Below are 19,508 nucleotides of genomic sequence, written 5' to 3'. Positions count from 1 at the left end.
GCAGCGGGGCGCCAGCGCCTCGCTGCACCTAATGGAGTGTTTATGGCAGTCAAAGTCCTGGTGGTGGACGATTCGGGTTTTTTCCGCCGCCGCGTCTCGGAAATTCTTTCGGCGGATCCGACCATCCAGGTCGTCGGTACGGCGACCAACGGTAAAGAGGCGATCGAGCAAGCTCAGGCCCTCAAGCCCGATGTGATCACCATGGACTACGAGATGCCGATGATGGACGGCATCACGGCCGTGCGGCACATCATGCAGCGCTGCCCGACCCCGGTGCTGATGTTCTCCTCGCTGACCCATGAAGGCGCCCGGGTGACCCTGGACGCGCTGGATGCCGGCGCGGTGGATTTCCTGCCGAAGAATTTCGAAGACATCTCCCGCAACCCGGAGAAGGTCAAGCAACTGCTGTGCGAGAAGGTGCACAGCATCTCGCGCAGCAACCGGCGTTTCAGCGCCTACAGCGCGCCGGCGCCGGCCGCAGCGCCGACGCCTGCGCCTGCTCCGGCGGCGTCAAGCTTCAGCGGCCACAGTACCAGCGCACCGGCCCGTCCGGCGCCTGCTCCTGCGCCTGCACGCGCACCGGCGGCCAGCGCTTCGTCGCCGGCACCGAAACGCAAGGCCTACAAACTGGTCGCCATCGGCACCTCCACCGGCGGCCCGGTGGCCCTGCAGCGGGTGCTCACCCAGCTGCCGGCCAACTTCCCGGCGCCGATCGTGCTGATCCAGCACATGCCGGCGGCGTTCACCAAGGCCTTCGCCGAGCGTCTGGACAAACTGTGCCGCATCAGCGTCAAGGAAGCCGAGGACGGCGACATCCTGCGTCCCGGCCTGGCGCTGCTGGCCCCGGGCGGCAAGCAGATGATGATCGACGGCCGCGGCGCGGTGAAGATCCTGCCGGGCGACGAGCGCCTGAACTACAAGCCGTGCGTGGACATCACGTTCGGTTCAGCCGCCAAGTCCTACAGCGACAAAGTTCTGGCGGTCGTGCTGACCGGCATGGGCGCCGACGGCCGTGAAGGTGCGCGCCTGCTCAAGCAGGGCGGCAGCACCGTCTGGGCCCAGGACGAAGCCAGCTGCGTGATCTACGGCATGCCGATGGCCATCGTCAAGGCTGACCTGGCCGACGCGGTGTACGGTCTGGACGACATCGGCAAGCACATCGTCGAGGCGTGTATCTGATGGATGTTCTAAGCCTTATCGGGATCATCATGGCGTTTGTCGCCATCATCGGCGGCAACTTCCTTGAGGGCGGCCACCTCGGCGCGCTGGCCAACGGGCCGGCGGCGCTGATCGTGCTGGGCGGCACCATCGGCGCCGCGCTGCTGCAGTCGCCGATGAGCGCCTTCAAGCGCGCCATGCAGATCCTGGCGTGGATCTTCTTCCCGCCGCGGGTCGACCTGGCCGGCGGCATCGACCGCGTCGTCAACTGGAGCCTCACCGCACGCAAGGAAGGCCTGCTGGGGCTGGAAGGCGTGGCCGACGCCGAACCCGACGCCTATTCGCGCAAGGGCCTGCAACTGCTGGTCGACGGCGCTGAGCCGGAAGCGATCCGCAGCATCCTGGAGGTGGACTTCTTCACCCAGGAAGCCCGCGACGTCGAGGCGGCCAAGGTGTTCGAAAGCATGGGCGGCTACGCGCCGACCATCGGCATCATCGGTGCGGTGATGGGCCTGATCCACGTGATGGGCAACCTGGCCGATCCGTCGCAGCTGGGCAACGGCATCGCCGTGGCGTTCGTCGCCACCATCTATGGTGTGGCGAGCGCCAACCTGGTGCTGCTGCCGATCGCCGCCAAGCTGAAGTCAATCGCGTTGCGGCAGTCGCGTTATCGCGAAATGTTGTTGGAAGGGATCCTGTCGATCGCCGAAGGTGAAAACCCTCGCTCTATCGAGCTGAAGCTTCAGGGCTTCATGGATTGATGGGGGTAATGGACTATGGCTCGTCGCCGGCAGCATGAAGAACACGTCAACCACGAACGCTGGCTGGTGTCCTACGCGGACTTCATCACCTTGCTGTTCGCGTTCTTCGTGGTCATGTACTCGATCTCTTCGATCAACGAAGGCAAGTACAAGATCATTTCCGAGGCGCTGATCGGGGTCTTCACCGACGCCGACCGCGCGCTCAAGCCCATCCCCATCGGTGAGGAACGCCCCAAGACCGTGACCCCGGCCAAGCCGCTGGTCAAGGATTCGGAGCAGGTCGACGCCGGCATCGCCGGTGCCAGCGACCCTCTGAAAAGCATCGCCGATGACATCAGCGCCGCGTTCGGCGACCTGATCGCCTCCAACCAGATGACCGTGCGCGGCAACGAGCTGTGGGTCGAGATCGAGCTCAACTCCAGCCTGCTGTTCGGCAGCGGCGACGCGATGCCGAGCGATGTGGCGTTCAACATCATCGACAAGGTCGCGGCGATCCTCAAACCGTTCGACAACCCGATCCACGTCGAAGGCTTCACCGACGACCAGCCGATCCGCACCGCCCAGTACCCGACCAACTGGGAGCTGTCCTCGGCGCGTTCGGCCAGCATCGTGCGCATGCTCGCGATGCAGGGCGTGAACCCCGGCCGGATGGCGTCGGTGGGCTACGGCGAATTCCAGCCGGTGGCCAACAACGCCACCGCCGAAGGCCGGGCGAAGAACCGCCGCGTGGTGCTGGTGGTGTCGCGCAACCTGGATGTGCGCCGCAGCCTGACCGGCACCGGCACCGCCCATGCGACGCCGGACGCGGCACTGAAGCGGGCTGGCACACAAACTGCACCGAACCCGGCCAAGACGTCGGGACGCGAGAGTGCCGTCAATTCTCCGTCACCCGCATTAATACGCTGAGCTATGTCTCGGCCGGGCATCCCGGCCGGGTGGAACGATCCGAATGAGAGTCTGGGCAGTCGCCAATCAAAAGGGTGGTGTCGGTAAAACCACTTCCTCCATCGCTTTAGCCGGGTTGCTGGCCGAGGCGGGCAAGCGCGTGGTCGTGGTCGATCTCGACCCCCACGGCTCGATGACCAGCTATTTCGGTTACGATCCCGACAGCCTGGAGCACAGCAACTACGACCTGTTCCTGCACAAGGGCGGCGTGCCGGAAGGCCTGCCGGGCCAACTGCTGCTGTCCACCAGCGACGAGCGCATTTCCCTATTGCCGTCCAGCACCGCGCTGGCCACCCTGGAGCGCCAGTCGCCGGGGCAGAGCGGCCTGGGCCTGGTGATCGCCAAGAGTCTGGCGCAGCTGTGGCAGGACTTCGACTACGCCATCATCGACAGCCCGCCGCTGCTCGGCGTGCTGATGGTCAACGCCCTGGCCGCCAGTCAGCAACTGGTGATCCCGGTGCAGACCGAACACCTGGCGGTCAAGGGCCTGGAGCGCATGGTCAATACCCTGGCGATGGTCAACCGCTCGCGCAAGCAGGCGCTGCCGTTCAGCATCGTGCCGACCCTGTTCGACCGCCGCACCCAGGCGTCGATGGGCACCTTGCGCATCCTGCGCGACAAATTCCCCGAAGAGATCTGGCAGGGCTACATCCCGGTCGACACCCGCCTGCGCGACGCCAGCCGCGCCGGCGTCACGCCTTCGCAGTTCGACGGCAAGAGCCGCGGCGTGCTGGCCTACCGCGCGCTGCTCAAGCACTTGCTGGCGCAGCAGTCCGTTGCGCAGGTGGCGTGACATGACCCTGACCCGTCCGTCTCTTTTCGATTCGCACCTCACCTGTGGAGCCGGGCTCGCCCGCACAGCAGGCGACGCGGTGCTCCAGTCGGGCGATGTCCGTCGATGAACCGCCCGATCAAGCTCACCACACGCCCGCAGCAGGCGCTGCAGTCCTATCTGGACGGCCTGCTGCAGGACGTTCCCGAGGCGCTTGAGGCGCCGGCCGAAGCGGTGCCGCCGGCGCCGGAAAACGCCGCCCTCGATGAGTTCCAGGCCGCCGTGCTCGAAGAGCAGGCGCGTGACGCCGAGAAGGCCGCCAGCGTTTCGGCGCCCGCGGCCGCCCCGAAAGCCGCCGCGGTGAGCAAGCCGCCGGTCGCGCTGCTGGAGGAGCCGCAGCCGCGCGCGCCGCTCTCGACCCTGGCGCCGCTGTTGCAGACACGCCTCTTGCAGCCGGCGACCCTGCCCGCAGAGCCCGAGCCCGAGCCGGCACCTGCGCCGGCAGCGGTGGCGACGCCTGCCGAGCCGACGCTTGTCGCGCCATTGGTCGAAGTGCATCTGCCGCCGAGCAACACACCGCCGCCGACCGACACCGACGGCCGTCCGGCCTGGGCGTCCGAAGCCTTCGAGTGCCTGTTGTTCGACGTCGCGGGCCTGACGCTGGCGGTGCCGCTGGTATGCCTGGGCTCGATCTATTCGCTGGCCGGCCACGACCTGACGCCGCTGTTCGGTCAGCCGGAATGGTTCCTCGGCATCCTGCCGAGCCAGTCCGGGAACCTGAAGGTGCTCGACACCGCGCGCTGGGTCATGCCTGACCGCTACCGCGACGATTTCCGCCAGGGTCTGCAATACGTGATTTCGGTCCAGGGCTACGAATGGGGCCTGGCGGTGCATCAGGTCAGCCGCTCGCTGCGTCTGGACCCGAATGAAATCAAATGGAGAAGTCATCGAGGTCAGCGGCCATGGCTCGCCGGCACGGTGATTGAGCACATGTGTGCACTGCTGGACGTTTCCGCGCTGGCTGAGTTGATCGCCAGTGGCGGGGCAAAACACATGAGCGGCAGCAAGCCACTACACAAACCGGCGTAGCTGCCGACATAACAAGCATGCGACGGCGTTATTGAAATGCCGCCAACCGAACACACACCGCCAGAGGCGGTAATTTGAGGGGTCAGGTATGAGTAATCAGGCGACGAATGCAAAGGGTTCCGAAGATCCGATCCTGCAATGGGTGACCTTCAAGCTCGACAACGAGACCTACGGCATCAACGTGATGCGCGTCCAGGAAGTCCTGCGCTACACCGAAATCGCTCCGGTGCCGGGCGCGCCGAGCTACGTGCTGGGCATCATCAACCTGCGCGGCAACGTGGTGACCGTGATCGACACCCGTCAGCGCTTCGGCCTGATGAGCGGCGAAGTCAGCGACAACACTCGTATCGTCATCATCGAAGCCGACAAGCAAGTCGTCGGCATCCTGGTCGACAGCGTGGCTGAAGTGGTTTACCTGCGCCAGTCGGAGATCGAGACCGCGCCGAACGTCGGCAACGAAGAGTCGGCCAAGTTCATCCAGGGCGTGTGCAACAAGAACAACGAGTTGCTCATCCTGGTCGAGCTGGACAAGATGATGACCGAAGAAGAATGGTCGGAACTGGAGAACATCTGATTGATTCTCGAGGTGGCGGTCATTGTCCTGTTCCTGTTCTGGGCGGGCACGCTGGCGATGTTTCTGGCGTACATCAAGGCGCAGCGGCTGATCGCTGCGCAGCAGGCCCAGGGCGATGCGCTGCGTGACCAGCGCATCAAGGAGCTGGCCAAGCGTGTCGACGATTACCAGAACGGCAACGTGCGCATGGGCGAAGACCTGCACGAGCTGCGCGCGGTGGTCAGTCCCTTGCCGGACAAGATCTCTCAGCTGGAGCAGCGCGACCCGTCCAGCCTGTCGTTCGCCCAGGCGGCGAAACTGGTCGGCATGGGTGCCAGCGTCGATGAACTCACCCAGTCCTGCGGCCTGACCCAGGCCGAGGCGGAGCTGATGAGCAAGCTGCACAGAAGCTGATGCCTGCACTCGGGCAGGCATCGTCATTCACGAACAAGCCCGCTCCCGCGATCAACGCAGGAGCGGGCTTGTTCGTGAAGGCACCCTTGAAAACTCAGTAATCGTCGCCGCGCTCGGTGACGTCCTTCTCGACCCTCGGCGCCTGCGGGTCGAACCCCTGCGGGAACTTGCCCTTCAGGTTCCAGGCAAACGCAATGATCTCCGCGATCGTCAGGTACAGCTCCTGGGGAATGCTGTCGCCCAGCTCCAGCCGCGCCAACAGGCGCACCAGCTCCGGGTTCTCGTAGATCGGCACCTCATAGTCGCGGGCGATGCGCAGGATTTCTTCGGCCAGTTCGTCATCGCCCTTGGCGGTGAGGGTGGGGGCGTGGCTGCCGTCGTACTGGAGGGCGATGGCCTGGCGTGGAGCAGTGGAATCGTTCATGCGGTTTCGTCGACCCAGCGGTGTTCGAGGCGGGTTTGGCTGCCTTGCGGCGGGGTGCCGAGGTGGCAGTCGAGGTCGCCGACGTTGAGCCCGGCATCCAGCAGACGCTGACGCAGTGCGTGCAGTTGGCTTTCGATCAGTTCGGCAGTGTACGGCCGTTCGGCCCACAGCTGGCTCGACAGGCTGCCGCCGGTCAGTTGCGCCTGGACCTGCAGCGGGCCCAGCGGTTCCAGGTCGAAGGCCAGGTCGACGCGCCACAGCGGTTGCTTGCGTTCGCGGTCGTTCTCCCGGCGTTCCTCCGGTTGTTCCTTCTCGGGCGCTTCTTCGCGCTGGAACTTGACCTGCAGCGGCACGATGTCCTGCAGGTTGCGCATCGGGATCTCCAGTTGCCAGGTGCTCAGCAGCCGGCCGTCGTCGGTGAGGCCGGTCTGTTCCAGGCTCGACAGCTGATGGCTCTGCAGGCGGGAGACGGCGGCCGCCGCCAAGCGCAACAGCTGCTCCAGATCGCCTTCGCCCTCCAGGCTTTGCAGCAACCGTTCGGGCAGCGGGAAGCCGCCCGGCACGGGTTTGGCGCTGACCTGGCCGAGGGTGCCCAGCGCGTTGCGCACGAAGCTCGGCAACGCCTGCGCCAGGGTGTTGGCGGCGATGATCGCGTTGAAGCTGGTGCTGCTCGGCAGGCCCGGCGTGAGCTGTGCGATCAACTTGAGCAGATCGCCCTTGAGGTCCGGCGCCAGCGTCGGGTTCTGCCCGGTGAGCAATTTGGCTTCAAGGAATGCGCCGCTGTTGGCCAATGCCTGGGCCAGGCCCCTAGGGGTGCTCAGTTGCTGGGCGTCGGGCAGGCCGGCGAGCAGTTTGCCGACGGCGGCCCGCAGGTCGGCCGAGGTCTGGTCCGTGGCCGGCGGCAGGTTCTGCAGCAGCTTGAGCAGTCCGTCGAGGGAGCCTTGGCGGCTTTGCTGGCTGGCCAGCTGTTGGCTCACCGCCAGTTGTTCCTGGCGGCTGCTCAGGGGCAGGAACTTAAGGGTTTGCGTGTCTTGCACCAGCGCCGACAGCAGCGTGCCGATGCGCAACGGCTGCGGGCTGTCGAGGGTCAGGGTGCTGCCGCGCAGCGCGGTGTTCAGCAGCGTCACCAGCGAGCGGTACACCGTCGGTTGCCCCGGCGCCTGCGGCAGGGCCTGGGCAGTCAGCACCTTGCCTTGCAGCAGTGTGCCGACCGGCAGTTGCGCGGTGTCGATGCGGGTGAGGGCGGCGACGCTGCTGGCGATGGCCTGCTGCACCGTGATGGCCAGGTTGCCCGCCGAGGGCTGCATGACCGCCAGGCTGGTGCCTTGGGGAAACGGCTGGGCGCTGGTGGCCTGTACCGTGGTCTGGCGGCCGCTGTCGAGCGTCACCTTGAGCAGCAGCTCAAAGGTCTGGTCCGCCTGCTTGAGCGACAGCACCTCGGCCCGGGCGCTCTGCCCGGCGGCGATCAGCCCGTCCACCGGCGTCAGCAGCTTGAGCAGCTCGCCGCTGATCACCGGGGGCCGGGCCGTCGCCGGAGGCGTTTGCGGCATCGGGAGAATGTTCATTTCGCCTGTCATACGCGGACACAACCTGAGGAAAATGCGCTCTTTGGAGTAAGGCACGGCATGTATAATGCCGCCCGTCTTTCGCTTCGTTCAAAAAACATTGCAATTGTTTGACGCAGCTCTCTAGATCAGGCCGTCATTGCATCTATGCTGCAACTCTTTAACGGCCGCGCCAGAGCCGACTTGAACCGTATAAGGCCCGTGAACCCTTGACCAGTCCTGTCCTGCAAACCGTTGCCCTCGCGTGCGAGCGAGACCTGCGGCTTCTGTTCGAAAATCTCGATTTGAGACTGGCCAGTGGCGATATGGTGCAGATCAGCGGTCCCAACGGCAGCGGCAAGACCAGCCTGTTGCGCCTGCTCGCCGGCCTGATGCAACCGACCGGCGGTCAGGTGCTGCTCAATGGCCGTCCGCTGGCCGAGCAACGCAGCGAACTGGCGCGCAACCTGCTGTGGATCGGCCATGCCGCCGGCATCAAGGACCTGCTCACGCCGGAAGAGAACCTGGCCTGGCTCTGCGCCCTGCATCGGCCCGCCCCCAAGGAGGCGATCTGGCAGGCCCTGGCGGCGGTCGGATTGCGCGGGTTCGAAGACGTTCCCTGCCATAACCTGTCCGCCGGCCAGCAGCGTCGCGTGGCGCTGGCGCGCCTGTACCTGGACAGCCCGCCTCTGTGGATCCTCGACGAACCCTTCACCGCCCTCGACAAGTCGGGCGTGGCGCAGCTCGAAGCGCACCTGGCCGAGCACTGCGGGCGCGGCGGCCTGGTGGTGCTGACCACCCACCACACGCTGGGCCGGACGCCGGCCGGCTACCGCGACATCGATCTGGGGAATTGGGCGGCATGAGTGTGTTCGGACTGCTGGTCGCCCGCGAATCCCGCCTGCTGTTCCGCCGCCCGGCGGAGCTGGCCAATCCGCTGATTTTCTTCGCCATCGTCATCGCGCTGTTCCCGCTGGCCGTCGGCCCGGAAACACAAGTGTTGCAAAACCTGTCCCCGGGGTTAGTCTGGGTGGCGGCGCTGTTGTCGGTTCTGCTCTCGCTGGACGGGCTTTTCCGCAGCGATTTCGAGGACGGCTCCCTGGAACAGTGGGTCCTTTCGCCGCACCCCCTGCCTCTTCTGGTACTGGCCAAGGTGCTGGCACACTGGCTGTTCTCGGGGCTGGCACTGGTTTTGCTCTCTCCCTTGCTGGCATTGATGCTCGGCCTGCCGACCGCCTGTCTGCCGGTGCTGCTGTTTTCGCTGCTGCTGGGAACGCCGGTGCTGAGCCTGCTCGGTGCGGTGGGCGCGGCGCTGACGGTGGGGTTGAAGCGGGGCGGGCTGCTGCTGGCGCTGCTGATCCTGCCGTTGTACATCCCGGTGCTGATCCTGGGCAGCGGCGCCTTGCAGGCGGCGCTGCAGGGCATGCCGGCGACCGGTTATCTCCTGTGGCTCGGCAGCCTGGCCGCCCTGGCGATCACCCTGACACCCTTTGCAATAGCGGCTGGCCTGAAGATCAGCGTCGGCGAATAATGATGAGGTCTGATCAATATTTGATCAGCAAAGACCCAGGCCCTTCACAGCGAAGGGCACCCGTGATGGAAACAGTATGAACTGGACCTGGTTTCACAAGCTCGGCTCGCCCAAGTGGTTTTACGGCATCAGCAGCAGAATGCTGCCGTGGCTCGGCATTTCGGCGGTGCTGCTGATCGCCGTCGGCGTCGTCTGGGGGCTGGCCTTCGCGCCGCCGGACTATCAGCAAGGCAACAGCTTTCGCATCATCTACATCCACGTGCCCACCGCGATGCTCGCTCAGTCGATCTACGTGATGCTGGCGGTGTGCGGGGTGGTGGGGCTGGTCTGGAAGATGAAGCTGGCCGATGTCGCGCTGCAATGCGCCGCGCCCGTCGGCGCCTGGATGACCGCCGTGGCGCTGGTCACCGGAGCGATCTGGGGCAAGCCGACCTGGGGTTCGTGGTGGGTCTGGGACGCGCGCCTGACCTCCATGCTGATCCTGTTGTTCCTCTATTTCGGCGTGATCGCCCTGGGCAACGCCATCAGCAACCGCGACAGCGCCGCCAAGGCCTGCGCGGTGCTGGCCATCGTCGGCGTGATCAACATCCCGATCATCAAGTACTCGGTGGAGTGGTGGAACACCCTGCACCAGGGCGCGACCTTCACCCTCACCGAAAAGCCGGCGATGCCGGTCGAGATGTGGCTGCCGCTGCTGCTGACGGCACTGGGCTTCTATTGCTTCTTCGGCGCGGTGCTGCTCATGCGCATGCGCCTTGAGGTGCTCAAGCGCGAGGCCCGCGCCAGTTGGGTCAAAGAAGAAGTGCAGCACAGCCTGGAGGCCGCCCGATGAGTTTCGCGTCATTCGGCGATTTCCTCGCCATGGGCCATCACGGCCTGTATGTCTGGTCGGCCTACGGCATCTGCCTGGCGGTGCTGGCCCTCAACGTCGCGGCGCCGATCCTGGCCCGCAAGCGGTATCTGCAACAGGAGGCGCGTCGTCTGCGCCGGGAGAACGGCAAGTGAATCCGCTGCGCAAGAAACGTCTGATCATCATCCTGGCGATCCTGGTCGGGGTCGGCGCCGCCGTCGGCCTGGCCCTGAGCGCCCTGCAGCAGAACATCAACCTGTTCTACACCCCGACCCAGATCGCCAACGGCGAAGCGCCGCACGACACGCGCATCCGCGCCGGCGGCATGGTCGAGCAGGGCTCGCTGCAACGTTCCCCGGATTCCCTGGACGTCCGCTTCGTCGTCACCGACTTCAACAAGTCCGTGACCATCACCTACCGCGGCATCCTGCCGGATCTGTTCCGCGAAGGGCAGGGCATCGTCGCCCTCGGCAAGCTCAACGCCGACGGCGTGGTGGTGGCCGATGAGGTGCTGGCCAAGCACGACGAGAAGTACATGCCGCCGGAAGTGACCAAGGCCCTGAAAGACAGCGGCCAGTCGGTGCCGGCACCGGCGAAGGAGGGCTGAACCATGACGTCCGCGATCTTCATACCCGAACTCGGCCACCTGGCCATGATCCTCGCGCTGTGCCTGGCGCTGGTGCAGGCGGTGGTGCCGCTGCTCGGCGCCTGGCGCGGCGACCGCCTGTGGATGGGCCTGGCCCAGCCGGCGGCGTGGGGGCAGTTCGCCTTCCTGGTGTTCGCCTTCGGCTGCCTGACCTACGCGTTCATGACCGACGACTTCTCCGTGGCCTACGTCGCGATGAACTCCAACAGCGCCTTGCCGTGGTACTACAAGTTCAGCGCCGTGTGGGGCGCCCACGAAGGCTCGCTGCTGTTGTGGGCGCTGATCCTCGGCGGCTGGACCTTCGCGGTGTCGGTGTTCTCCCGGCAGTTGCCGCAGGTCATGCTGGCCCGCGTGCTGGCGGTGATGGGCATGATCAGCACAGGCTTCCTGCTGTTCCTGATCATCACCTCCAACCCGTTCTCGCGGATCCTGCCGCAGGTGCCGGCCGACGGCCGCGACCTCAACCCGCTGCTGCAGGACATCGGCCTGATCGTTCACCCGCCGATGCTCTACATGGGCTATGTCGGCTTCTCGGTGGCCTTCGCCTTCGCCATCGCCGCGCTGCTCGGCGGCCGGCTCGATGCGGCGTGGGCGCGCTGGTCGCGGCCGTGGACCATCGTCGCCTGGGCGTTCCTGGGCATCGGCATCACCCTCGGCTCGTGGTGGGCCTACTACGAGCTCGGCTGGGGCGGCTGGTGGTTCTGGGATCCGGTGGAAAACGCCTCGTTCATGCCGTGGCTGGTGGGCACGGCCCTGATCCACTCGCTGGCCGTCACCGAAAAGCGCGGCGTGTTCAAGAGCTGGACGGTGCTGCTGGCCATCGCCGCATTCTCCTTGAGCCTGCTCGGCACCTTCCTCGTGCGTTCCGGCGTGCTGACCTCGGTGCACGCGTTCGCTTCGGATCCGGAGCGCGGCGTGTTCATCCTGATGTTCCTGCTGTTCGTGGTCGGCGGCTCGCTGACGCTGTTCGCGCTGCGGGCGCCAGTGGTCAAGAGCCAGGTCGGCTTCAACCTGTGGTCGCGCGAAACCCTGCTGCTGGGCAACAACCTGATCCTGGTCGTGACGGCCTCGATGATTCTGCTCGGCACCCTGTATCCGTTGGTGCTCGATGCGTTGAGCGGCGCCAAGCTGTCGGTCGGGCCGCCGTACTTCAACGCGCTGTTCATCCCGCTGATGGCGTTGCTGATGGTGGTGATGGCGGTCGGGGTGATCGTGCGCTGGAAGGACACGCCGGTGAAATGGCTGGCGGGCATGCTGGCCCCGGTGCTGCTGGGCAGCGTCGGCCTGGCGGTGGTGGCCGGCGTGGCCTACGGCGATTTCAATTGGGCGGTGCTGGCCACGTTCCTGCTGGCCGCCTGGGTGCTGCTGGCCAGCGTGCGCGACATTGTCGACAAGACCCGCCACAAGGGCCTGATCAAGGGCTTGCCGAGCCTGACCCGCAGCTATTGGGGCATGCACCTGGCGCACGTGGGCATCGCCGTCTGCGCCCTGGGCGTGGTGCTGTCGAGCCAGAACAGCGCCGAGCGCGACCTGCGCCTGGAACCGGGCGAGTCGATGGAGCTGGCCGGTTACCGGTTCGTCTTCGAAGGCGCCAAGCACTTCGAGGGGCCGAACTTCACGTCCGACAAGGGCACTGTCCGCGTCCTGCGCGACGGCAAGGAAGTCAGCGTGCTGCATCCTGAGAAACGTCTGTACACCGTGCAGAGTTCGATGATGACCGAAGCGGGGATCGACGCCGGTTTCACCCGTGACCTCTATGTCGCCCTGGGCGAGCCGCTGGGCGACGGCGCCTGGGCGGTGCGGGTGCACGTCAAGCCGTTCGTGCGCTGGATCTGGTTCGGCGGGTTGCTGACCGGTCTGGGCGGCGTGCTCGCGGCGCTGGACCGGCGCTACCGGGTCAAAGTCAAAAGCCGGGTGCGTGAAGCGCTGGGCATGGAAGGAGCCGCTGCATGAGACGTTGGTTGATGCTGGTGCCCCTGGCGGTGTTCCTGCTGGTGGCCGTTTTCCTTTACCGCGGCCTGTACCTGGATCCTGCGGAACTGCCGTCGGCGATGATCGGCAAGCCGTTTCCGGAGTTCTCCCTGCCGGCGGTGCAGGGCGACAAGACCCTGACCCGCGCCGACATCCTCGGCAAGCCGGCCCTGGTGAACGTCTGGGGCACGTGGTGCATTTCCTGCCGGGTCGAGCACCCGGTGCTGAACAAACTGGCTGAGCGCGGCGTGGTGATCTACGGCATCAACTACAAGGACACCAACGCCGACGCCCTGAAATGGCTGGCCGAGTTCCACAATCCGTACCGCCTCGACATCCGCGACGACGAAGGCTCCCTGGGCCTGAACCTCGGTGTGTACGGTGCCCCCGAAACCTTCTTCATCGACGCCAAGGGGATCATCCGCGACAAGTTCGTGGGGGTGATCGACGAGCAGGTCTGGCGGGAAAAACTGGCGGCCAAGTACCAGGCGCTGGTCGACGAGGCCACGCCATGAAGCGCTGGATCGCCGCCGCTGTCCTGGGCCTGAGCCTGGCCGGCGTGGCCCATGCGGCCATCGACACCTACCAGTTCGCCAAGGACGCGGATCGCGAGCGCTTTCGCGAACTGACCAAGGAACTGCGTTGCCCCAAGTGCCAGAACCAGGACATCGCCGACTCCAACGCGCCGATCGCCGCCGACCTGCGCAAGGAGATCTTCCGCATGCTTGGCGAGGGCAAGGACAATCAGCAGATCATCGACTTCATGGTCGACCGCTACGGTGATTTCGTCCGCTACAAGCCGGCGCTCAACGCCAAGACCGCGTTGCTGTGGTTCGGCCCTGCCGGGCTGCTGCTCGGCGGCCTGGCGGTGATCGCCGTGATCGTGCGCCGCCGTCGCGGGCAACGCGCCGAGACGCCGTCCTCGCTGTCCGCCGAAGAGCGCCAGCGCCTCGACCAACTGTTGGATAAAAACCAAGAATGATTGATTTCTGGCTCGCCGCAGGGCTGTTGCTTCTGGTCGCCCTGAGTTTTCTGCTGATTCCCGTGCTGCGCGGCCGCCGTGCCCAGCGCGAGGAAGACCGCACCGCCCTGAACGTCGCGCTGTACCAGGAACGCGTGGCCGAGCTGCAGGCGCAGCAGGCCGAAGGCGTGCTCGACGCCGCGCAGATGGACAGCGGCCGCGCCGAGGCGGCCCGTGAGCTGCTGGCCGACACCGAAGGCGTGGCGCCGGCGCGGGTTTCCCGTCTGGGCAAGCCGTTGCCGCTACTGGCGGCCGTACTGGTGCCGGTGCTGGGCCTGGGGCTGTACCTGCATTTCGGCGCCAGCGACAAGGTCGAGCTGACCCGGGAGTTCGCCCAGGCGCCGCAGTCGATGGAAGAGATGACCCGGCGCCTTGAGCGCACGGTGGCGGCGCAACCGGACTCGGCCGAAGGCCTGTACTTCCTCGGCCGCACCTACATGGCCCAGGACCGGCCGGCGGACGCGGCGAAGATGTTCGAGCGCACCGTCAACCTGGCCGGGCGTCAGCCGGAGCTACTGGGCCAATGGGCCCAGGCGCAGTATTTCGCCGACGGCAAGAAATGGTCGGACAAGGTCAAGGCCCTGACCGACGAGGCGCTGAAGGCCGATCCGAAGGAAGTCACCAGCCTCGGCCTGCTGGGCATCGCTGCCTTCGAAGGCGAGCGCTACCAGGAAGCCATCGATTACTGGAACCGTCTGCTGGCGCAACTGCCGCCCCAAGACAAGTCCCGCGAAGCCCTGCAGGGCGGCATCGACCGCGCCACCGAGAAACTGGTGGCCAGCGGCGGCAAGGTCGCCCAGGCACCGGCGCCGAAGGCGGCTGCGCGGCTCAAGGTCAGCGTGGCCCTGGCCAGCGAGCTCAAGGGCAAGGTGCAGCCGGGCGACAGCGTGTTCATCTTCGCCCGCGCCACTTCGGGCCCTCCGGCGCCGTTGGCGGCCAAGCGCCTGACCGTCGCGGACCTGCCGGTGACCGTCGAGCTGGGCGATGCCGACGCGATGATGCCGCAGTTGAAACTGTCGAACTTCCCTGAAGTCCAACTGGTTGCGCGCGTTTCCCGTGCCGGTCAACCGACGGCGGGAGAGTGGGTCGGCCGCAGCCAGCCATTGGCGAGCAGCACCACCGCGCCGCAGACACTGACCATCGACAGCCCGGACAAATAGGCCGGACAACCTCAGGAACGCACCGCCATGAACGCCCTCGCCCGAATCACCATCATCACGTTGGCCATAGGGCTCAGCGCCTGTGCGGTGCAGCAACCTGAACCGACCCGGCTGCCGCCGATCCCGCCGTCGCAACCGGGCCCGAAACCGTCGACGCCGGCGACACCGGCCAAGCCGGGCCTTCCCGCGAAGCCTTCGAAACCGGTGCCGCGCACCTCCGCCAGCTTCGCCCCGCCGCCGGGCGGCAACAGCCACTGGGATCAGAAGCTGGGCGTGTATGTCCTCGACGACCAGCCCGACACCTTCTACCGCCAGCGTACCTACTACCGCTGGAACAACGGCTGGAGCCGCTCGATCAGCCCCAACGGCCCGTGGGAAGAGACCAACATCCACGGCGTGCCGGCGGGGCTGGGCAAACAGTACGGGCAATGAACGAAAAACGGCGATCCTTGGATCGCCGTTTTGCTGTCTGGCGTTGTGCGCGCGCTTTCAGAGCAACGCCCGAAACCCGTTGAGTGCCCCTACCGATCGGGCCAGGCCTTGCCGTTGCAGCAGACTCAGAAACGGTTCGACCTCCATCGGCGGTGTCTTCAGTTGCTGGCGCTGACGTTGGGCGGCTCTGACGACGGCTGACGAATCCAGATGGAACAGGTTCTCGACGAATTCATCCGGGTGTTGCGCCTCGATGCCGAAGCCGGCGAGGTGCGTTTCAGGAAAGTCCTTGAGGTTGAACGTCACGATCACGCCGGCGCCGCAGCGTATGGCGGCCGCCAGCACATGACGGTCATCCCGGTCGGGCAGCGACAGTCCGGTGACGAGATCCTCGTAGCCGTCGACACAGGCGTCGGGAACCGCACGATCCATCAGTTCCGATGTGCGATCCAGTTGTTCCATGCTCAGGTCGGTGCGGTTCTTCAGCAGGTTGCGTTTCCATTCGCGGTGAATCTCCTTGGTCCATTTCGCCCGAAAAAGCCCGGAGAGGGCGAGCCACATCAGGAAGTCCCTCAAGGGGGCCGGGTACAAAACACATGCATCGTATACAGCGGTGAAAGAGGAGTGCCTCACTCGTATCCTGTCCTTAACGCCTGTGCCTGCTCCGCGAGAAGCGCCATTGCCTGCTCGCTGGCGGTTTCGCGCCGGGTCTTATAGTCCATCAGATCGGCAAAGCGCACACGTCGGTGCTTGCCGGTTTTGTGGTAGGACAACTCACCGCTTTCCAGCAGCTTTATGAGGTGCGGGCGTGAGACGTTGAGCAGATCGGCGGCTTCCTGCGTGGTCAGTTCGGCGTGCACGGGCACGACCTTCACGGCGTTGCCTTCGGCCAGTGCCGCGAGAATGTCGGCCAGCAAGCGCAATGCCGAGGTGGGCAGTTCGACCCGGTGCGCTTCGTTGCGCTCATCGAAGATCTGGATGTGCTGGGTTTCGTGCCGGGTGGCCAGGTAAGCCGACAGGGCACGCTGGCCCTCCATGGCAGCCCGGACTTCGCGTTCGGCGGGGAGATTGATGGAGGGATGAACGATCGTGGACATAGTACTGTTCCAGCATTCTGGGAGATGGATGCCGGAACGTTATTCGAATTAATCGAAAATCGCAATAAACGAAACGTGAAGGTTTCAGCCCTCCGCCGTCAGCGTTTTCTGCACATGGTCAACGAATGCCCGCGCCTTGGCGCTGGCCATTCGGCCTGTCGGGAAGACCGCCCAGAGATCCTGGGGCGGCAGCGTCCAGTCCTGCAGGACCTCCACCACCGCGCCGCTGGCCAGTTCCGGCTCGAACATCCACCAGGAGGCGACGCTCAAGCCCTGATCGGCGAGGACGGCCGCGCGCAAGCCTTCGGCGGCGCTGACCCGCAGGCGTCCGCTCAGGGTGGCGGTCTGCTCTTCGCTGCCCTTTGAAAACGTCCAGGTCGCGCCGCCGCTGCGGTTGTACACGGTGGCCTGGTGCTGCGACAGATCGGCGGGGCAAGTGGGGATGCCGTGTCGGGCAAAGTAGGTCGGGGTTCCCAGCACGACCCGGCGGCAGGAGGCGATCCTGCGTGCCGTCAGGCCGGAGTCGACGAGGTTGCCCATGCGCAGGGCGACGTCGATGCCTTCTTCCATGAGGTTGATGTTGCGGTCGTCCAGCATCAGGTCGACGCTCAACTGCGGGTGCTGGTCGAGAAACATCCCCAGGCGCGGCACCACGTTCATCCGGCCGAACGTCACGGCGGCGCTGACCCGCAGGTTGCCGCTCAGGCCGCTGGCGCTGCCCCGGGCGGCGTTGTCGGCTTCGTCGGCCTCTTCCAGGGTGCGCTTGGCCCGCTCGAAATACGCCAATCCGGCCTCGGTGGGCGTCAGGCCCCGGGTCGAGCGCAGCAGCAGGCGCACGGCAAGCCGCGCCTCAAGCTGGGCGATGGTTTTCGACACGGCGGGCTGGCCGATGTCCAGGCGCCTGGCCGCCGCGGAAAACGACCCGGTTTCCACGACGCAGACGAAGGTTTCCATAGCGGCGAGACGGTCCATCCGATTTTCCCTGCAGGATCGGTATTGATAGGTCGGCAGAAGGTGCCGAGTGTAATCCGGCGTGGCCGCTTGATCACATGTTGCAAAACAACCGAGCGTCGTGGCGGCCAATCCTGTGCTTGAGTAAACATAACTCTGGAGTTATTTTTTATGGGCCGAGCCAAGGAGGCGGTGGGTGCAGAGCAGGCTATTGATCAAGGAGCTGGAGGACGCAGGGTGGGTATTGGATCGTGTCACCGGCAGTCATCACATTTTTACTCATCGCTACAGTCCGTACTCGATTCCCGTCCCGCATCCGAAGAAGGATTTGCCGCTTGGGACGGTCAAGAGCATCAGGCGGCGTGCGGGGCTGTTGAACCCGTCAGCCGGTCAAACAGGAGATCCGTAATGCAATACCCGATCTGCATCGAATGGGGCGACGAAAACACGGCCATCGGCATTCAGATCCCGGATATCCCGGGTGCGGTCACGGCCGGGGACACGTTCGAGGATGCCTACAAGGCGGCTGTTGAGGTTGCGCATCTCATGCTGCAGGAAATGGCGACGGGCGGAGAGTCTGTTCCCATGCCGACCTCGGCGGCCGCCCACCGCAGCAACCCGGAGTTCGCGGGAATGGGCTGGGGCATGCTGGAACTGGATGTTTCGCCTTACATGGGCAAGACCGAAAAGGTCAACGTGACGCTGCCCGGTTATGTGATCCAGCGAATCGACCGGTATGTGCGCGAGCACAACATCAAGAGCCGTTCTTCGTTTCTGGCGGATGCGGCCATGGAGAAGCTGGTTCGCTATTGACTGCCCGGCTGTGCCCTGACTCTAGCCATCGTCAGCAGGCTGGCTCTCGCCCAGGATTCGTTCGTTGCGCAAATTCTGGGTGGGAGCCGCGATACGGCTTCCTCGCGAAGCGCCTGGCGCTTACGCCGTCGCCAACGCCGGCCTCTTCGCCACACTCAGGAACCGCACCAGCGCCAGCAGCGGAAACGCGCTGCCCACGATCACGATCCACAGCCAGCCGCCATGCTCGTACACCGTGCTGGCCACCGACGAGCCGAAGGCGCCGCCGATGAAGATGCTGGTCATGTACAGCGCGTTGAGGCGGCCGCGGCTTTTGGCGTCCAGGGTGTACACCGCGCGCTGGCCGAGCACCATGTTCATCTGCACGCAGAAGTCGAGCACCACGCCGGTGACCGCCAGGCCGATCACGCTGTAGGCCGGGTGGATGAAGGCCGGCAGGAAGCTCAAGGCGGCGAACAGCATGGCCAGCAGCGAGGCGATGCGGGTGTGGCCGGCGTCGGCCAGGCGGCCGCTGATGGGGGCGGCGACGGCGCCGATGGCCCCGACCAGGGCGAAGATCGCGATCTGGCTCTGGGACAGGCCATGATTGCGCGCAAGCTCCAGCGGCACGGCGGTCCAGAACAGGCTGAAGGCGGCGAACATGCAGCCTTGGTAGAACGCACGCTGGCGCAGCACCGGTTGCTGGCGCAGCAGCGTCCACAGCGAGCCGATCAACTGGCCGTAGGAGGCGCTGTGATCCGGCTGGCGCTTGGGCACGGTGAGGGCGAGGACGACGCTGATCGCCGCCATCAGCGCCGCGGCGATCATGAACATCGCGCGCCAGCCGAAGTGGTCGGCCACCACGCTCGACACGGGACGCGCCAGCAGGATGCCCAGCAGCAGGCCGCCCATGATTCCGCCGACGACCCGGCCACGGGATTCCTCCGGCGTCAGGTGCGCGGCCAGCGGGATGAGGATCTGCACCGACACCGAGCTGAAGCCCACCAGCAGCGAAACCAGCAAAAACACGTTGGGCTGCTCGGTGAACGCCGCGCCGAGCAGACTGGCGATGGCCACCACGGTGGTGGCGATCATCAAGCGGCGGTTCTCCAACAGGTCGCCCAGCGGCACCAGGAAGAACAGGCCCAGCGCGTAACCGATCTGGGTCAGCGAGACGATGAAGCTGGCCAGGGTGTCGGTCAGGCCGATGTCCGGTGCGATCAGGCCGATGATCGGCTGGGCGTAGTAGATGTTGGCAACGATGGCGCCGCAGCAGAAAGCGAACAGCAGCACCATGCCTCGGGTCATTGCGTGAGTTGTGGCGGTCATGGGGTTCTCAGGTCCGGCAAATGGGAATGCGGTGAGGCTAAGGGACGCGGCGGGCCGGCGGTAGCGGG

25 protein-coding genes are annotated in these 19,508 nt (G+C 65.6%); 19 read left to right on the top strand and 6 right to left on the bottom strand.

Annotation, left to right across the window (positions count from 1 at the left end; genetic code table 11):
* Positions 1-42 precede the first annotated feature (42 nt).
* The 7 genes from CAG31_RS01995 to CAG31_RS01965 all read left to right on the top strand — a co-directional run bounded on the left by CAG31_RS01995 (position 43) and on the right by CAG31_RS01965 (position 5,692).
* Positions 43-1,179 (top strand): chemotaxis response regulator protein-glutamate methylesterase, encoded by a 1,137-nt coding sequence (locus CAG31_RS01995; RefSeq protein WP_085577790.1) that lies wholly within the window; start codon positions 43-45, stop codon positions 1,177-1,179.
* Positions 1,179-1,919, top strand: a complete 741-nt coding sequence (locus CAG31_RS01990; RefSeq protein WP_085577789.1) for a flagellar motor protein — start codon at positions 1,179-1,181, stop codon at positions 1,917-1,919. The genes CAG31_RS01995 and CAG31_RS01990 overlap by 1 nt, the downstream gene beginning before the upstream one ends.
* 15 nt (positions 1,920-1,934) lie before the next feature.
* Positions 1,935-2,825, top strand: coding sequence for a flagellar motor protein MotD (motD, locus tag CAG31_RS01985; protein WP_085577788.1), 891 nt, complete (start codon positions 1,935-1,937; stop codon positions 2,823-2,825).
* Between the two features lie 43 nt (positions 2,826-2,868).
* Entirely contained in the window at positions 2,869-3,657 is a 789-nt protein-coding gene (locus CAG31_RS01980) for a ParA family protein (protein WP_085577787.1), read from the top strand.
* A gap of 105 nt (positions 3,658-3,762) precedes the next feature.
* Positions 3,763-4,725, top strand: a complete 963-nt coding sequence (locus tag CAG31_RS01975) for a CheW domain-containing protein (RefSeq protein ID WP_085577786.1) — start codon at positions 3,763-3,765, stop codon at positions 4,723-4,725.
* A gap of 88 nt (positions 4,726-4,813) precedes the next feature.
* Complete coding sequence (locus tag CAG31_RS01970) at positions 4,814-5,299, top strand: chemotaxis protein CheW (protein ID WP_085577785.1); 486 nt, start codon at positions 4,814-4,816, stop codon at positions 5,297-5,299.
* The gene (locus CAG31_RS01965) at positions 5,300-5,692 is read left to right on the top strand and encodes a DUF2802 domain-containing protein (RefSeq protein ID WP_085577784.1); all 393 of its coding nucleotides are present in this window, start codon (positions 5,300-5,302) and stop codon (positions 5,690-5,692) included. It begins immediately after the preceding gene.
* 94 nt (positions 5,693-5,786) lie between these two features.
* Here the strand turns inward: CAG31_RS01965 and CAG31_RS01960 are convergent, their stop codons facing one another.
* Together CAG31_RS01960 and CAG31_RS01955 are read right to left on the bottom strand one after the other, a co-directional pair.
* On the bottom strand, positions 5,787-6,116 hold the full coding sequence (locus CAG31_RS01960) for an EscU/YscU/HrcU family type III secretion system export apparatus switch protein (RefSeq protein ID WP_085577783.1): 330 nt from the start codon (positions 6,114-6,116) through the stop codon (positions 5,787-5,789).
* Positions 6,113-7,693, bottom strand: a complete 1,581-nt coding sequence (locus CAG31_RS01955; protein WP_085577782.1) for a flagellar hook-length control protein FliK — start codon at positions 7,691-7,693, stop codon at positions 6,113-6,115. The genes CAG31_RS01960 and CAG31_RS01955 overlap by 4 nt, the downstream gene beginning before the upstream one ends.
* Positions 7,694-7,890: 197 nt before the next feature.
* Between CAG31_RS01955 and ccmA the strand changes: the two genes are divergently transcribed.
* The 10 genes from ccmA (at position 7,891) to CAG31_RS01905 (ending at position 15,271) form a co-directional block, all read left to right on the top strand.
* A complete protein-coding gene (ccmA, locus tag CAG31_RS01950; protein ID WP_085577781.1) occupies positions 7,891-8,526 on the top strand; it encodes a cytochrome c biogenesis heme-transporting ATPase CcmA in 636 nt (211 codons plus the stop codon).
* The gene (ccmB, locus tag CAG31_RS01945) at positions 8,523-9,191 is read left to right on the top strand and encodes a heme exporter protein CcmB (RefSeq protein WP_085577887.1); all 669 of its coding nucleotides are present in this window, start codon (positions 8,523-8,525) and stop codon (positions 9,189-9,191) included. The genes ccmA and ccmB overlap by 4 nt, the downstream gene beginning before the upstream one ends.
* A gap of 76 nt (positions 9,192-9,267) precedes the next feature.
* Entirely contained in the window at positions 9,268-10,023 is a 756-nt protein-coding gene (locus tag CAG31_RS01940) for a heme ABC transporter permease (protein WP_085577780.1), read from the top strand.
* Positions 10,020-10,196 (top strand): heme exporter protein CcmD, encoded by a 177-nt coding sequence (gene ccmD / locus CAG31_RS01935; RefSeq protein ID WP_008055370.1) that lies wholly within the window; start codon positions 10,020-10,022, stop codon positions 10,194-10,196. Before CAG31_RS01940 ends, ccmD begins: the two co-directional genes overlap by 4 nt.
* The gene (gene ccmE / locus CAG31_RS01930) at positions 10,193-10,648 is read left to right on the top strand and encodes a cytochrome c maturation protein CcmE (protein ID WP_085577779.1); all 456 of its coding nucleotides are present in this window, start codon (positions 10,193-10,195) and stop codon (positions 10,646-10,648) included. Before ccmD ends, ccmE begins: the two co-directional genes overlap by 4 nt.
* A 3-nt stretch (positions 10,649-10,651) precedes the next feature.
* Positions 10,652-12,640, top strand: coding sequence for a heme lyase CcmF/NrfE family subunit (locus CAG31_RS01925; protein ID WP_085577778.1), 1,989 nt, complete (start codon positions 10,652-10,654; stop codon positions 12,638-12,640).
* Positions 12,637-13,173, top strand: a complete 537-nt coding sequence (locus tag CAG31_RS01920) for a DsbE family thiol:disulfide interchange protein (RefSeq protein ID WP_085577777.1) — start codon at positions 12,637-12,639, stop codon at positions 13,171-13,173. The genes CAG31_RS01925 and CAG31_RS01920 overlap by 4 nt, the downstream gene beginning before the upstream one ends.
* Positions 13,170-13,640: a cytochrome c-type biogenesis protein gene (locus CAG31_RS01915; protein WP_085577776.1), complete on the top strand. Its 471-nt coding sequence runs from the start codon at positions 13,170-13,172 to the stop codon at positions 13,638-13,640. The genes CAG31_RS01920 and CAG31_RS01915 overlap by 4 nt, the downstream gene beginning before the upstream one ends.
* Positions 13,637-14,839 carry a c-type cytochrome biogenesis protein CcmI gene (gene ccmI / locus CAG31_RS01910; protein WP_085577775.1) on the top strand — a complete coding sequence of 401 codons (1,203 nt, stop codon included), beginning with the start codon at positions 13,637-13,639 and terminating at the stop codon, positions 14,837-14,839. The genes CAG31_RS01915 and ccmI overlap by 4 nt, the downstream gene beginning before the upstream one ends.
* Before the next feature lie 27 nt (positions 14,840-14,866).
* Positions 14,867-15,271 carry a hypothetical protein gene (locus CAG31_RS01905; RefSeq protein ID WP_085577774.1) on the top strand — a complete coding sequence of 135 codons (405 nt, stop codon included), beginning with the start codon at positions 14,867-14,869 and terminating at the stop codon, positions 15,269-15,271.
* Positions 15,272-15,328: 57 nt separating this feature from the next.
* On the opposite strand, the gene CAG31_RS01900 is transcribed toward CAG31_RS01905, so the two are convergent.
* The 3 genes from CAG31_RS01900 to CAG31_RS01890 form a co-directional block, all read right to left on the bottom strand.
* Positions 15,329-15,904, bottom strand: coding sequence for a PIN domain-containing protein (locus CAG31_RS01900; protein ID WP_085577773.1), 576 nt, complete (start codon positions 15,902-15,904; stop codon positions 15,329-15,331).
* Positions 15,901-16,368, bottom strand: a complete 468-nt coding sequence (locus tag CAG31_RS01895; protein WP_085577772.1) for a helix-turn-helix domain-containing protein — start codon at positions 16,366-16,368, stop codon at positions 15,901-15,903. The genes CAG31_RS01900 and CAG31_RS01895 overlap by 4 nt, the downstream gene beginning before the upstream one ends.
* Before the next feature lie 84 nt (positions 16,369-16,452).
* A complete protein-coding gene (locus CAG31_RS01890; protein ID WP_085577771.1) occupies positions 16,453-17,340 on the bottom strand; it encodes a LysR family transcriptional regulator in 888 nt (295 codons plus the stop codon).
* Between the two features lie 175 nt (positions 17,341-17,515).
* Here CAG31_RS01890 and CAG31_RS01885 point away from each other — a divergent pair, with 175 nt between their 5' ends.
* Together CAG31_RS01885 and CAG31_RS01880 are read left to right on the top strand one after the other, a co-directional pair.
* Positions 17,516-17,728, top strand: coding sequence for a type II toxin-antitoxin system HicA family toxin (locus CAG31_RS01885; protein ID WP_085577770.1), 213 nt, complete (start codon positions 17,516-17,518; stop codon positions 17,726-17,728).
* Positions 17,728-18,132, top strand: coding sequence for a type II toxin-antitoxin system HicB family antitoxin (locus tag CAG31_RS01880; protein ID WP_085577769.1), 405 nt, complete (start codon positions 17,728-17,730; stop codon positions 18,130-18,132). Before CAG31_RS01885 ends, CAG31_RS01880 begins: the two co-directional genes overlap by 1 nt.
* 120 nt (positions 18,133-18,252) lie before the next feature.
* Here the strand turns inward: CAG31_RS01880 and CAG31_RS01875 are convergent, their stop codons facing one another.
* Positions 18,253-19,440 (bottom strand): MFS transporter, encoded by a 1,188-nt coding sequence (locus CAG31_RS01875; protein WP_085577768.1) that lies wholly within the window; start codon positions 19,438-19,440, stop codon positions 18,253-18,255.
* Positions 19,441-19,508: the final 68 nt, after the last annotated feature.

Source organism: Pseudomonas sp. R25(2017) (assembly GCF_002112565.1).
Lineage (GTDB): Bacteria > Pseudomonadota > Gammaproteobacteria > Pseudomonadales > Pseudomonadaceae > Aquipseudomonas > Aquipseudomonas ekonensis.
Note: the sequence above shows the minus strand (reverse complement) of the source record. Positions and strands in the feature narration are given on the sequence as shown.